The following is a 13081-nucleotide window of genomic DNA, read 5'->3' as shown; positions in this document are numbered from 1 at the left end:
GTAGTTGGAGCTCCATGCACGATGATCACTCCCCGGCCGGTCCCACCACCCCGCCCACCACCCCGCCCGGCTCCCCGCCCGGCCCCTCCATGCTCCGCATCGCCTCGGCCTCGCTGGCCGGCACCGCGATCGAGTTCTACGACTTCTTCGTCTACGGGACGGCCGCCGCGCTGGTCCTCGGCCCGCTGTTCTTCCCGACGTTCTCGCCCCTCGCCGGCACCCTCGCCGCCTTCGCCACCTTCGCCGTCGGCTTCGTCGCCCGCCCCCTCGGCTCGGCCCTCTTCGGACACGTCGGCGACCGCTACGGGCGGCGGCCGGTCCTGCTCGTCTCGCTGCTGCTGACCGGCCTGGCGACCGTGGCCGTCGGCTGCGTGCCGACGTACGGCTCCATCGGCGTGGCCGCCCCGCTCCTGCTGCTCCTGCTCCGCTTCCTGCAGGGCCTGGGCCTGGGCGGCGAATGGGGCGGGGCGGTGCTGGTCACGGCGGAACACGCCCCGGAGGGGCAGCGCGGGCTGTGGGCGAGCTTCCCGCAGATCGGCCCGGCCGTCGGCTTCCTCCTGGCCAACGGCATCACCCTCGGACTGTCGGCGGGCCTGACCGACGCGCAGTTCTCCTCCTGGGGCTGGCGGGTGCCGTTCTGGGCGGCCGGCCTGCTGGCCCTGGCGGGCCTGTGGCTGCGGCACGCGGTGGAGGAGACCCCGCAGTTCCGGGAGCTCGCCGAGCGCCGGGAGACGGCGAGCGCGCCGCTGGCCGAGGTGTTCCGGGGGCACTGGCGGCTGCTGCTGCTCACCGGCGGCGCGCTGTCGGTGGGGTACGCCGTGTTCTACGCCGTGACCACCTGGTCGCTGGCGTACGCGGCCGAGCACCTGCGAGTGGACCGGACGGTGATGCTGGCCTGCGTGATGGTAGCGGTGGCCCTGAAGGGACTGGTCACTCCGCTGATCGCCGTCCTCGGCGACCGCCACGGCCGGCGGCCGCTGTGCCTGGCCGGCTGCGCCGCCTCCGCGCTGTGGATGTTCCCGCTGGTCGCGCTGTTGGGGACGGGCGATCCGCTGCTGATGACGCTCGGTTTCACCGGCGCGCTGTTCGGGATGGTGACCATGTTCGCGGTGGTCGGGGCGTACCTCCCCGAGCTGTACGAGCCGCGGATCCGGTGCACGGGCGCGGCGGTCGGCTACAACCTGGGCGGGGTGCTGGGCGGGGCGCTGACCCCGATCGTGGCGACCGCGCTGTCCGGCGGGTCGGGGCCGCCGTGGGGGGTGGCGGCGTACCTGGCCGGGGTCGCGCTGCTCAGCCTGGGCTGTTTCGCGCTGCTGCCGGAGACCAGCCCGGCGCGGGTGGCGGGTACGCGGACGGGGGCGGCCGAAGCGGCCGCCCCCGCGTAGTCCCGTCCCGGCGGACGGGCAGTACGTCAGGCTTCGACGCTCTCCCGGCCGGCGGCCTCCTCGGCCTCCTGCCGCTCCTGCTTCTTCGAGGCCATCAGGCTGGTGATCGTGGTGATCACCAGCACGCCGCAGATGACGCCCAGGGAGACCGGGATGGAGATCTCCGGGACGTGCACGCCGGACTCGTGCAGTGCGTGCAGCACCAGCTTCACGCCGATGAAGCCGAGGATGACGGACAGGCCGTAGCTGAGGTGGACCAGCTTCTTGAGCAGGCCGCCGATGAGGAAGTACAGCTGGCGCAGGCCCATCAGGGCGAAGGCGTTGGCGGTGAAGACGATGTACGGGTCCTGGGTGAGGCCGAAGATCGCGGGGATCGAGTCCAGGGCGAACAGCACGTCCGTGGTGCCGATGGCGAGCATGACCACCATCAGCGGGGTCAGCACGCGCTTGCCGTTCTGCTGGATGAACAGCTTGGTGCCGTGGTAGCGGTCGGCGACGCCGAACTTCTTCTCGATGGACTTGAGCAGGCGGTTCTCCTCGAACTCGTCCTCCTCCTCGTCCTTGCGCGCCTCCTGGATGAGCTTCCAGGCGGTGTAGATCAGGAACGCGCCGAAGATGTAGAAGACCCAGGCGAAGGTGGAGATGATCGCGGCGCCGGCCGCGATGAACACGGCCCTCAGCACCAGGGCGATCAGCACGCCGATCAGCAGCACGCGCTGCTGGAGGTGGGAGGGCACCGAGAACTTCGCCATGATGAGGACGAAGACGAAGAGGTTGTCGACGCTCAGCGACTTCTCGGTGATGAAGCCGGCGAAGAACTCGCCGGAGGCCTGGGCGTTGCCGAAGAACAGCAGTCCGAGGCCGAACAGGGCGGCGAGGACGATCCAGACGACCGTCCAGATGCCGGCTTCCTTGATCGACACGTCATGGGGCTTGCGGCCGATGAGGAAATCGGCACCGATGAGCAGGCACAGACCGGCGACGGTCAGCACCCACAGGTTCAACGAAACATCCACTACTTCCACGCCTCCGGCAGATGGCTCCAGCACTTGGTCAGCGTCATCGCTGCCGGAGGTCTCTTCCACCCGGGCCGCAGGGACCTCGGGCCGGCGCCCCGGGACCGGTCACGGTCCGTACTGACGGGCACGCCGCGCAGGAACAGCGGGAATACTCCCCTCCGCGCCCAACAGACTACCCGCACGGAGCAGTGAAGGTAAAGGAAAGACCAAAGACTGGTCACTCATTGGTCAGGTCCGCGGTCGATCCGTGGTGTGGTCCGGGGTCAGGGCCTCGGCTTCCGGGCCTCCGAAACCCGGGCCAGCACCTCGTCCAGCACGGCGCTGCCGGCCGGCGGGAGGGAGGGCTCGAAGGTCCAGGCGTGCCCGACCCAGGGGTCCGCGAGGTGGTCGTCGGGCACGGGGGAGAGCCGCATCAGGGACCGCCACAGCGGATCCAGCAGCGGCCCGTAGGCCGAGGCCTCGTCACGGTCCGCGACCATCAGCAGGTGCACCCCGGTCCTGGGACCCTCGTCCGCCAGGTAGCGCAGCTGGGTGACGGCGCGGTCGTCGAAGCCGTGCGGGAAGTCGTGCACGATCAGCAGCTGGTCGGCGGTGTCCAGGTCGGGCGGCAGCTCCTCGGGGGCGCCGGCGCGCAGCGCCATCTGTACGAGGTCCACCCGGCGGGTGAGCTCGGCGAGGATACGCGAGACCCCGGCGGCTCCGGCGGCCGGCGGGCCGGCCAGGACGCCGGCCCGGACCAGTGGCTCCAGGGCGGCCGAGGCCGCTCCGGCGGCGTCGATGACGTGCACCGCGAGGCCGCCGCCGGGGTGGACGGCGAGCATCCGGGCGGCGTGTGCGACGGCCATGTCCATGGCGGCCCGGCGGAGCCGGTCGGTGTCCATGGCCATCGCGGCCTCGGAACCGGTCCGCCCGTTGTCGATCCACAGGCCCCGCTCCAGCGGGAGCCGGACCAGCATCGGGATGCGCAGGTCGGGCCGCTCCGGGAGGTGCAGGTCGCCGAGGCGCATGGCCATCGGGCGGCCGTCGCGCGGGGCGGGCACGCGGTGGGCCTGCCAGACGGGGTTGTCCCACCGGGCGTAGGCGCCCGGCAGGGCCGGCTCGACCACCTCGATCTCGGCGGTGAGCTGGCCGAGGTCGCGGTCCAGTACGGCGCGGGCCTGGTCGGCGAGCTCGGCGCGGCGGGCGAGGGCGGCGTCGCGGGCGGCGTTCCCGGAGCCGCCGAGGCGGTGCCGGGGATCGGACAGGACCTGGTCGAGCTCGCGGTCGAGCCGGGAGTCGGCGAACTCTACGGCCCCGCGGTAGGCGGCGACGGCCCGGGCCAGGTCCTCGAACATGCCCCAGACCTGGTTGTAGAGCCGCTCGTCCATGGACCACCCGGTGGCGTCGCCGGCCACCGGCCGGGGCGGTTCGCCGGGCCGGGCCTCGGGCACCCGGGGGGCCGGCGGGGGCGGCTCGGTGCGGGAGCGGCGCGGGTGCACGTAGTCGATGGTGTGCGGGCCGCCGACGGCGGCCGGGGCGGCCGGGGCGTCGGCGCCGGACGGGGCGTCGGGGGCGGCCGGCGACGCGGCCGGCCCGGGGCCGGGCGTACCGGCGTGCGGGACCCCGGAGACCGGGACGGGGTCCGCCGCGGCCGGGATCCCGGCCGCGGCGAGCGCCAGGGCGGCCAGCTCGGCCGCCGCCGGGCCGCCGAGGCCGTGGTCGGCGAGCAGGGCGGGGAGTCCGTCGGCGTAGCCCTGGCCGACGGCGCGGACCTTCCAGGCGTCCTGGCGGCGGTACAGCTCGACGGCCACCACGGCGGACTCGGTGTCGAGGCCGGTGACGGTGTACTCGGCGATTGCGGGACCGCCGGGCTCGGCCAGGCTGACGTGCGGGGAGGAGACGGCCCCGAACCGGGCCGGGCCGCCCCGGGGCAGCGCCAGGAACACCATGACGCGCTCGGCGCCGGCCGGGACGGCGTCGAGTTCCACCGCGAAGGCGTGTTCCGCGGCGGCGGCCGCCGGTGCCTCCAGGCCGGCCGGCGCCGGGGCGCCGGGGTGGGCCAGCGCCCCCGGGCCGGAGAGCCGGCCCGCCCCGTCGCCGAAGGCGGCCAGGGCGAGCACCGGAGTGCCCGCCGAGACCCTGATCTCCACTCGGGTCCGTGACAGGGGGTGGTTCTGCCCCCGGACCAGTTCGGCCGTCATCGTCCGGCCCCTCCCCCGTCGTTCCCCGAGTCCGTGCGTGCTCGCTACAGGTGCGTGATGATGGCCGGCAGCAGGTCCTGGAAGGTCCGACCGTTGGCCGGGTTGCCCAGGGCCGTCATCTTCCAGCCGGAACCGACGCGGTGGACCTTCGCCATGATCTGGGCGGTGTAGTCGCCGCCGCCGTCGAGGGTGTAGCGGGCCAGCTCCTGGCCGTTGGTCTCGTCGACGATCCGGCAGAAGGCGTTCTGCACCTCCTGGAAGGTCTGTCCGGTGAACGAGTTCACGGTGAAGACGATCTGGTCGATGTGCACCGGCACGCGGGCCAGGTCCACCAGGATCGCCTCGTCGTCGCCGCCCTGTCCGACACCGCCGACCAGGTTGTCGCCGGTGTGCCGGATGGAGCCGTCGTTGCTGACGAGGTGCTGGAAGAAGACCACGTCCTGGGGCTCCTTGCCCGCGAACAGCACCGCGGAGGCGTCCAGGTCGATCTCCCGGGTGCGGGAGCCGAACAGCCCGCGCCGCTTCGCCGCCTGCCAGCCGAGCCCCATCCGCACCGCGGTCAGGGTCCCCCCGTCGGACTTCTCAAGGCTGATGGCCTGACCCTTGGTCATGTTGACCGTCACGCGCTGTCCCCTCTCCTTCGCCTGTGCCGCCAACCCTACTGACAAGGCGCGGCCTCAGGCGAGGCCCGCTTCCCTCATCTGCCTGAGCTCCTTCTTCAGCTCGCTCACCTCGTCCCGGATCCGGGCCGCGACCTCGAACTGGAGGTCGGCGGCCGCCGCCCGCATCCGCTCGGTCATCTCCTCGATGATCCCGGCGAGTTCGGCCGCGGGCCGGTCGGTGGGGACGGCGCCGGCCTTCGCGCCCCTGGCCGCGGCCTTGCCGCCCGCGCCCGCCTTCGGGGCGTGCGCGGCGAGCGAGGGCACGGGGGCCTTGGCGCCCTTGCCGTCCTTGCCCTGCCGGTAGCCGGTGCCGAGCAGCTGCTCGGTGTCGACCTCCTCGCGGGCGATGGTGGCGACGATGTCGTTGATCTTCTTGCGCAGCGGCTGCGGGTCGATGCCGTTGGCCGTGTTGTACGCGATCTGCTTCTCGCGGCGCCGGTTGGTCTCCTCGATGGCCTTCTCCATCGCGGGCGTCATCCGGTCCGCGTACATGTGGACCTGGCCGGAGACGTTGCGGGCCGCGCGGCCGATCGTCTGGATCAGCGAGGTGCCCGAGCGCAGGAAGCCCTCCTTGTCGGCGTCGAGGATGGCCACCAGCGACACCTCGGGCAGGTCGAGGCCCTCGCGCAGCAGGTTGATGCCGACGAGGACGTCGTACTCGCCGGCGCGCAGCTCGCGCAGCAGCTCGATGCGGCGCAGGGTGTCCACGTCGCTGTGCAGGTAGCGGACCTGGATGCCGAGCTCCAGGAAGTAGTCGGTGAGGTCCTCGGCCATCTTCTTCGTGAGGGTGGTGACCAGGACCCGTTCGTCCTTCTCGACCCGCTGCCGGATCTCGTGGACCAGGTCGTCGATCTGGCCCTCGGTGGGCTTGACGACCACCTCGGGGTCGACGAGGCCGGTGGGGCGGATGATCTGCTCCACGAAGCCGTCGGAGCGGGAGAGTTCGTACGCTCCCGGGGTGGCCGAGAGGTAGACGGTCTGGCCGATCCGCTCCAGGAACTCCTCCCACTTCAGCGGCCGGTTGTCGAGCGCGGAGGGCAGCCGGAAGCCGTGGTCGACCAGGGTCCGCTTGCGGGAGGCGTCGCCCTCGTACATGGCGCCGATCTGCGGCACGGTGACGTGCGACTCGTCGATGACGAGGAGGAAGTCCTCCGGGAAGTAGTCGATGAGGGTGTGGGGTGCGGAGCCGCGCTCGCGGCCGTCCATGTGCAGCGAGTAGTTCTCGATGCCGGAGCAGGAGCCGATCTGCTGCATCATCTCCAGGTCGTACGTGGTGCGCATGCGCAGCCGCTGGGCCTCCAGCAGCTTGCCCTGCTTCTCCAGCTCCTCCAGCCGCTGGGCGAGTTCGGTCTCGATGCCGCGGATGGCGTTCTGCATCCGCTCGGGGCCGGCGATGTAGTGGCTGGCGGGGAAGATGTAGAGGATCTCGTCCTCGCTGATCACCTCGCCGGTCAGCGGGTGCAGGGTGGACAGCGCCTCGATCTCGTCGCCGAACATCTCGATGCGGACGGCGAGTTCCTCGTAGACCGGGAAGATCTCGATCGTGTCGCCGCGGACCCGGAAGGTGCCCCGGGTGAAGGCGAGGTCGTTGCGGGTGTACTGGATGTCGACGAACCGGCGCAGCAGCTGGTCCCGGTCGATCTCCTCGCCCACCTTGAGCGGGACCATCCGGTCCACGTACTCCTGCGGGGTGCCGAGGCCGTAGATGCAGGAGACGGAGGCGACCACGATCACGTCCCGCCGGGTGAGCAGCGAGTTGGTGGCCGAGTGCCGCAGCCGCTCGACCTCCTCGTTGATGGAGGAGTCCTTCTCGATGTACGTGTCCGACTGCGGGACGTACGCCTCGGGCTGGTAGTAGTCGTAGTACGAGACGAAGTACTCGACGGCGTTGTTGGGCAGCAGCTCCCGGAACTCGTTCGCCAGCTGGGCCGCGAGCGTCTTGTTCGGCGCCATGACGAGGGTCGGGCGCTGGAGCCGCTCGATCATCCAGGCCGTGGTGGCCGACTTGCCGGTGCCGGTCGCACCGAGCAGCACCACGTCCTTCGCCCCTGCGCGCAGGCGCTTCTCCAGCTCGTCGATGGCCGTGGGCTGGTCACCGCTGGGCTGGTAGGGACTGACCACCTGGAAGGGGGCCACCGTGCGTTCGATCTTCGATACGGGCCGCATGGGTCCACGGTACGACGGCCCGCCGACAACGCGGCGCGGTGCGGCGGCGTGGGCCGTTTGTCGTAGTTCGGTGGCGGTTAGTTGATCACCAACCCGATGATCGCGATCAGGTACACCAGTCACACCGGAGGGGCACGCGCATGTACGTACGACCCGTGGCCGCGGCAGCCGCCGCCTTCCTGGGCTTCGCCCTCGTCCTGGCGGGCGGATCCGCCGCCCCCGCCTCGGCCGCACCCGCGCGCGGCGCCTCCGCCCCGGTCCCCGCCACCGGCCGCGACCCGGTGCGGGCGGCGGGCGTCCCCGAGGTCTACGCCCACCGCGGGGCCTCCGCCTACGCGCCCGAGAACACCCTCCTGGCGGTGGACCTGGCGGAGGAGCTGGGCTTCGACTGGGTGGAGAACGACGTCCAGCGCACCAAGGACGGGGAGCTGGTGGTCGTCCACGACGAGACGCTCACCCGGACGACGAACGTCCGGACGCTGTTCCCGGACCGCGGCCCGTGGCGGGTCAGGGACTTCACCGCGGACGAGATCGCCAGGCTGGACGCGGGCAGCTGGTTCGGGGTGGAGTTCGCCGGGGCGCGCGTGCCGACCCTGCGCCAGTACCTCGACCGGGTGCGGTCCAACGACCAGAAGCTGCTGCTGGAGATCAAGAAGCCGGAGCTGTACCCGGGGATCGAGCGGGACACCCTGGAGGTGCTGGAGGAGGCGGGCTGGCTGGGCGAGGAGGAGGTGCGCGACCGGCTGGTGGTGCAGAGCTTCAGCGCGGACTGCGTGCGGATCGTGCACGCCGAGCGGCCCGAGCTGGTCACCGCGTTCCTGGGCACGCCGCCGGTGGCCGACCTGCCCAAGTACTCCGCGTTCGCCGACCGGATCAACCCGTGGCACGCCACCATCTCGGCCGAGTGGGTCGCGGCGGTGCACGCGGTGACCGGCGTCCACGGCAGGCCCATGCAGGTGGACACCTGGATCGTGGACGACGCGGCGCTGGCCAGGAAGGTACAGGCGATGGGCGTGGACGGGATCATCACCAACGCCCCCGACGTGATCCGGCAGGCGGTGGCCGGCGGGGTCTGACGCGGGGCGGCCGGACCACCGGCCGGACCGTCGGCGGGCGGCCTTACGGTGGACGGGTGGACACCACGAGCACCGGCCCGGACGCGGGCACCCTCACCGGCACCGCGACCGGCCCCGGAACGGACACCGGCACCGGCACCGGCAGCCGCACCGCCACGGACGCGTCGGGCGACGGCCGGCCGCGCGGCCCGCGCCTCGAATGGACCGTGGCCGCCAGCGACGTCGGCCCCCTGTTCCTGGCCGCCACCGAGGTGGGACTGGTCCGGGTGGAGTTCCACGCCGACCCGGACCGGCCGGACGCCGCCGACCCACTGGTCTCCCGGCTCGGCGCCGACGCCTGGCGACCCCAGGCGGGACGCGAGGTGCTGCTCGCCGAGCCGGTGCGCCAGCTGCGCGCCTACTTCGAGGGCGGCCTGCGCCGCTTCGCCCTGCCGCTGGACTGGCGGCTCTCGGCCGGCTTCAACCGGCTGGTCCTGCGCAAGCTGGCCGAGTCGGTGCCGTACGGGTCCGTGGTCGGGTACGGCGAGCTGGCGGCGCGGGTCGGCCAGCCCGGCGCGGCCCAGGCGGTGGGCGCGGCCATGGGCTCCAATCCGCTGCCCCTGGTGGTGCCCTGCCACCGCGTGGTGGAGAACGACGGCGGGATCGGCGGCTTCGGCGGCGGGGTGGAGACCAAGCGGGCCCTGCTCGCCCTGGAAGGCGTACTGCCGCAGCCGCTGTTCTGAGGGGGCGTGCGGTGGAGCGGCCGGGGCGTGACGGGGGGCGCGGGAAGCGGCCCCCCGGCGTACCCGGCGAAACCGGGCTTACGCGGCAGGGTAAGGGGTGCGAAACTGCGGCGGTGACTACTAGCGCAGCCGCCGGCCGGATCGTGCCCGTGACCCCCGAGGACCTACCGGGACTCCGCCGCCGCACCCAGGCGGTACTGATCGCCAGCCAGGTCATCGGCGGTCTGGGCGTGCCGATCAGCATCGCCCTGGCACCCGCGCTGGCCACCGAGGTCAGCGGCACCGAAGCGCTGTCAGGCCTGGCGTCCAGCGCGTCGGTGGCCGGTACGGCCCTGCTGTCCCTGCCGCTCGCCGCCCTGATGGCCCGGCGCGGCCGCCGCCCCGGCCTGGTGCTGGCCTACGCCATCGGCGCGCTGGGCTCGGGCCTGGTGGTGCTGTCCGCCGTACTGGGCAGCTTCCCGCTGCTGCTGCTCGGCATGGCCTCGTTCGGAGCCGCCTCCTCGGCCAACCTGCAGGCCCGGTTCGCCGCCGCCGACCTGGCCGCGCCGGACCACCGGGCCAGGGCGATCTCCACGGTGGTGTGGGCCACCACCCTGGGCGCGGTGCTCGGGCCCAACCTGTCGGCGCCGGCCAGCCGCAGCTTCGCCGGGACCTCCATACCCCCTCTGGCGGGCCCGTTCCTGTGGGCCGCCGGCATCTTCCTGATCACCGGAACCCTGGTCGCCGTACTGCTGCGCCCGGACCCGCTGCTCACCGCCCGGGCGCTGGCCGGGCCGGAGGAGCAGGAGGCCGGGGGGAGGTCGCTGCGGGCCGGTCTGGCCGCCGTGAAGGCCTCGCCCCGGGCCCGGCTGGCGCTGGTCACGGTGACCGTCGCACACACCGCCATGGTGTCGATCATGGTGATGACCCCGCTCGACCTCGGCCACCACGGGGCCTCCCTGGAGCTGATCGGACTGGTGATCAGCGGCCACATCGCGGGGATGTTCGCGTTCTCCCCGCTGATGGGCTGGCTCGCCGACCGGCTGGGCCGCCTGTCGGTGATCGGCATGGCGGCCGCCCTGCTCAGCACGGCCGCGCTGCTGGCCGGTACGGCCGGCCCCAGCCACGGGCAGACCGCGGCCGGACTGTTCCTGCTCGGCCTGGGCTGGTCGGCCGCCCTGGTGTCCGGCTCGGCCCTGCTCACCGACTCCGTCCCGCAGTCGGCGCGTGCCGCCGCGCAGGGACTCTCCGACCTGAGCATGAACACGGCCGCGGGGCTGGGTGGCGCCCTGTCCGGTCTGGTCGTCGCCCAGGCCGGCTACGGCTGGCTGAACGCCGCCGGGGCCGCGCTGCTGCTGCCCTTGGCGGGTCTGGCGCTGTTCACCGCCCGGCGGCATCCCGCGGAGCGTTCCGGCGGGCTCACAGACTGATGTGGTAGGCCTTCCGCAGCGTCTCGTGGACGGTCCAGGTCGTCCGGTCGCCCTCGCGCAGCACACAGGCCGTGCCCGGTCCGACTTCGAGGGTGGGCCCGCCCTCGACCTCGATGGTGGCCCTTCCGCTGATCACGACGAACAGCTCGTTCGCCTCCGTGTCGGTGACCACGCCGGGGGTGATCTGCCAGATGCCGCGCAGCTGCCGGCCGTCCGGGGACTCCCACAGCACCTTGCCGCTCACGACGGGGCTGCCGGAGACGACCTGGCCGGGGTCGAGGTCCTCCACCTCCAGGTCGGAGTCGGCGAACCCGGGCACGGAGACGGCGAAGGAGGCGGGGGCCTGGCTGTGATCACTGGTGCTCATGGCGGGCCACCCTAGTCCGCGGCGGGCCGGGGCAGGCCGGGCACACCGTCCACGATCGGCGTGCCGCGCCCGGCACCCTGTCGATCCGGCCGTTGTCCGCCGGTGCGGGCGGGTCCGGGTTTGAGGGCGTCACCGCCGTGCCAGGGATGGGGACATGTCACAGCACTCGGTGGTTCCGGTCCTGTCCGAAGAGGTGCGCGAGGCCCTCGCCAGGCGGGGGCCCGTGGTGGCCCTCGAATCGACGATCATCTCCCACGGCCTGCCCCGGCCGCGGAACGTGGAGGTGGGCCGGGAGCTGGAGGCTCTGGTCCGCGCGGCCGGCGCCGTCCCGGCCACCGTGGCCGTCCTCGACGGCGTGCCCCGGGTCGGTCTCGACAAGGAGCAGTTGGAGCGGATCGCCACCGGGGAGGGCGTACGGAAGCTCGGCGCGCGGGATCTGGCGCCGGCGGTCGCCGCGGGCGCGACGGGGGCGACCACGGTGTCGGGGACGGCCGTCCTGGCCGCGCGGGCGGGCCTGCGGGTGTTCGCCACGGGCGGGCTGGGCGGTGTGCACCGGGACTGGCTGCGGGCGCAGGACGAGTCGGCGGATCTGGGCCTGCTGGCGCGGACCCGGATCACGGTGGTGTGCGCGGGGGTGAAGTCGATCCTGGACGTGCCTGCCACGTTGCAGCGGCTGGAGACGCTGGGGGTGACCGTGCTGGGCTACGGGACGGAACGTTTCCCCGGGTTCTACCTGTCGGACTCCGGACTGCCCGTGGACTGGACGGTGCACCGGCCCGAGGAGGTCGCCGAGGTGATGGCCGCCGCGGACGCGCTCGGCGGGGACCCTTCGGCGCTGGTGGTGGCCAACCCGGTGCCCGAGGCGGAACAGCTGGATCCGGAGCTGCACGACCGGGTGCTGTCCGAGGCCCTCGCCGCCTGCCGGGAGCGGGGCGTGACCGGCCAGGGGGTGACCCCGTTCCTGCTGGACCACCTGGTACGGGCGACCGGCGGGGCCTCGCTGGAGGCGAACCTGGCGGCGGTCCGGGGCAACGTACGGCTGGGGGCGGCGATCGCGGCGGCCTGGGCGGCCCGGTGACCCCGGCCGGCGGCCTGCTGGTCGTCGGGGACGTGGTCACGGACGTGGTGGCGGTGCATCCGGAGCCGCTGGCCCCGGCGACCGACACGGCGGCCCGGATCCGCACCCTGCCGGGAGGGGCGGGAGCCAACGCGGCCTGCTGGGCCGCGCACTCGGGCCGGGCGCGGGTCGGCCTGCTGGCCCGGGTGGGCGCGGAGTCGGCGGACTGGCACGAGCGGGCGCTGCGGGCGGCGGGGGTGTCGCCCCGGCTGGTGGTCGACCCTGACGAGCCGACCGGGACGGTGGTGGCCCTGGTCGGCGGGGACGCCGAGCGGACCTTCCTGACCGACAGCGGCGCCGCGCTGCGGCTCTCGCCGGCCGACTGGAGCCCCGCCCTGCTGGACGGGGTGGACCACCTGCACCTGTCCGGCTACCTGTTCTTCGCCCGGAGCAGCCGGGAGCTGGCCGGGGTGGCCCTGCGGGAGGCGCGGGCGCGGGGGGTGCCGGTGAGCGTGGACCCGGCTTCGGCGGGCTTCCTGCGGCGGCTCGGGGTGGAACGTTTCCTCGACTGTGTGGCCGGGGCCGACGTGCTGTTGCCGAACGAGGACGAGGCCCGGCTGCTGGGCGGGCTGCCCGGCAGCGCGCCGGTGGGCCGGGCGGCCGCACGGCTCAGCCGCCGGGTGCCGCTGGTGGTGGTGACCCGCGGGCCGGCCGGGGCGCTGGTCGCGGAGGGCGGGGCGGTGACGGCGGAGGTCCCGGCGGAGCCCGCCCGGGCGGTGGACACCACGGGTGCGGGGGACGCCTTCACCGGCGGCTTCCTGGCGGCCCGGCTGGCGGGTGCCGGGGCGGCGGACGCGGCGCGGGCCGGCTGCCGGGCGGGGGCGCTCGCGGTCACCCGGCTGGGCGGGCGGCCGGTGTGAACGGCGGCGGCGCGGACGGGGAGCGGCGGCGGGGCGGATGGTGAGCGGCGGCGGGGCGGACGGAGAGCGGACGGGGCGTCGGCGGGGCGGCGGGCGGCCGGCGTGGCGGGCGGCCGGG

General features: G+C 73.7%; 11 protein-coding genes. 6 read left to right on the top strand and 5 right to left on the bottom strand.

Annotated features, from left to right (window positions below):
- Positions 1 to 89 precede the first annotated feature (89 nt).
- Positions 90 to 1385 carry an MFS transporter gene (locus ACFY61_RS01855; RefSeq protein WP_389465930.1) on the top strand — a complete coding sequence of 432 codons (1296 nt, stop codon included), beginning with the start codon at positions 90 to 92 and terminating at the stop codon, positions 1383 to 1385.
- A 26-nt stretch (positions 1386 to 1411) separates the two neighbouring features.
- Here the strand turns inward: ACFY61_RS01855 and ACFY61_RS01850 are convergent, their stop codons facing one another.
- The 4 genes from ACFY61_RS01850 to uvrB all read right to left on the bottom strand — a co-directional run bounded on the left by ACFY61_RS01850 (position 1412) and on the right by uvrB (position 7412).
- Positions 1412 to 2401, bottom strand: a complete 990-nt coding sequence (locus tag ACFY61_RS01850) for a TerC family protein (protein ID WP_389465584.1) — start codon at positions 2399 to 2401, stop codon at positions 1412 to 1414.
- 266 nt (positions 2402 to 2667) lie between these two features.
- A complete protein-coding gene (locus ACFY61_RS01845) occupies positions 2668 to 4584 on the bottom strand; it encodes a TerD family protein (protein ID WP_389465582.1) in 1917 nt (638 codons plus the stop codon).
- Positions 4585 to 4628: 44 nt separating this feature from the next.
- Complete coding sequence (locus ACFY61_RS01840; RefSeq protein WP_389465579.1) at positions 4629 to 5207, bottom strand: TerD family protein; 579 nt, start codon at positions 5205 to 5207, stop codon at positions 4629 to 4631.
- Positions 5208 to 5261: 54 nt separating this feature from the next.
- Complete coding sequence (uvrB, locus tag ACFY61_RS01835) at positions 5262 to 7412, bottom strand: excinuclease ABC subunit UvrB (RefSeq protein WP_389465577.1); 2151 nt, start codon at positions 7410 to 7412, stop codon at positions 5262 to 5264.
- Between the two features lie 140 nt (positions 7413 to 7552).
- On the opposite strand from uvrB, the gene ACFY61_RS01830 reads away from it, so the two are divergent.
- The 3 genes from ACFY61_RS01830 to ACFY61_RS01820 all read left to right on the top strand — a co-directional run bounded on the left by ACFY61_RS01830 (position 7553) and on the right by ACFY61_RS01820 (position 10619).
- The gene (locus ACFY61_RS01830) at positions 7553 to 8488 is read left to right on the top strand and encodes a glycerophosphodiester phosphodiesterase (RefSeq protein ID WP_389465574.1); all 936 of its coding nucleotides are present in this window, start codon (positions 7553 to 7555) and stop codon (positions 8486 to 8488) included.
- 206 nt (positions 8489 to 8694) lie between these two features.
- A complete protein-coding gene (locus tag ACFY61_RS01825; RefSeq protein WP_389465927.1) occupies positions 8695 to 9210 on the top strand; it encodes a methylated-DNA--[protein]-cysteine S-methyltransferase in 516 nt (171 codons plus the stop codon).
- 113 nt (positions 9211 to 9323) lie between these two features.
- A complete protein-coding gene (locus tag ACFY61_RS01820) occupies positions 9324 to 10619 on the top strand; it encodes an MFS transporter (RefSeq protein WP_389465571.1) in 1296 nt (431 codons plus the stop codon).
- Here the strand turns inward: ACFY61_RS01820 and ACFY61_RS01815 are convergent.
- Entirely contained in the window at positions 10609 to 10986 is a 378-nt protein-coding gene (locus tag ACFY61_RS01815) for a cupin domain-containing protein (RefSeq protein ID WP_389465568.1), read from the bottom strand. The genes ACFY61_RS01820 and ACFY61_RS01815 overlap by 11 nt on opposite strands.
- A 154-nt stretch (positions 10987 to 11140) precedes the next feature.
- Here ACFY61_RS01815 and ACFY61_RS01810 point away from each other — a divergent pair, with 154 nt between their 5' ends.
- Both ACFY61_RS01810 and ACFY61_RS01805 read left to right on the top strand, forming a co-directional pair.
- Positions 11141 to 12064, top strand: a complete 924-nt coding sequence (locus ACFY61_RS01810) for a pseudouridine-5'-phosphate glycosidase (RefSeq protein WP_389465566.1) — start codon at positions 11141 to 11143, stop codon at positions 12062 to 12064.
- Positions 12061 to 12963, top strand: coding sequence for a carbohydrate kinase family protein (locus ACFY61_RS01805; protein WP_389465563.1), 903 nt, complete (start codon positions 12061 to 12063; stop codon positions 12961 to 12963). The genes ACFY61_RS01810 and ACFY61_RS01805 overlap by 4 nt, the downstream gene beginning before the upstream one ends.
- Positions 12964 to 13081 lie beyond the last annotated feature (118 nt).

This window comes from Streptomyces sp. NPDC012888 (assembly GCF_042900645.1).
GTDB lineage: Bacteria > Actinomycetota > Actinomycetes > Streptomycetales > Streptomycetaceae > Streptomyces.
The sequence above is the reverse complement of the archived record's forward strand: the minus strand, read 5'-3'. Positions and strand labels throughout refer to the sequence as shown.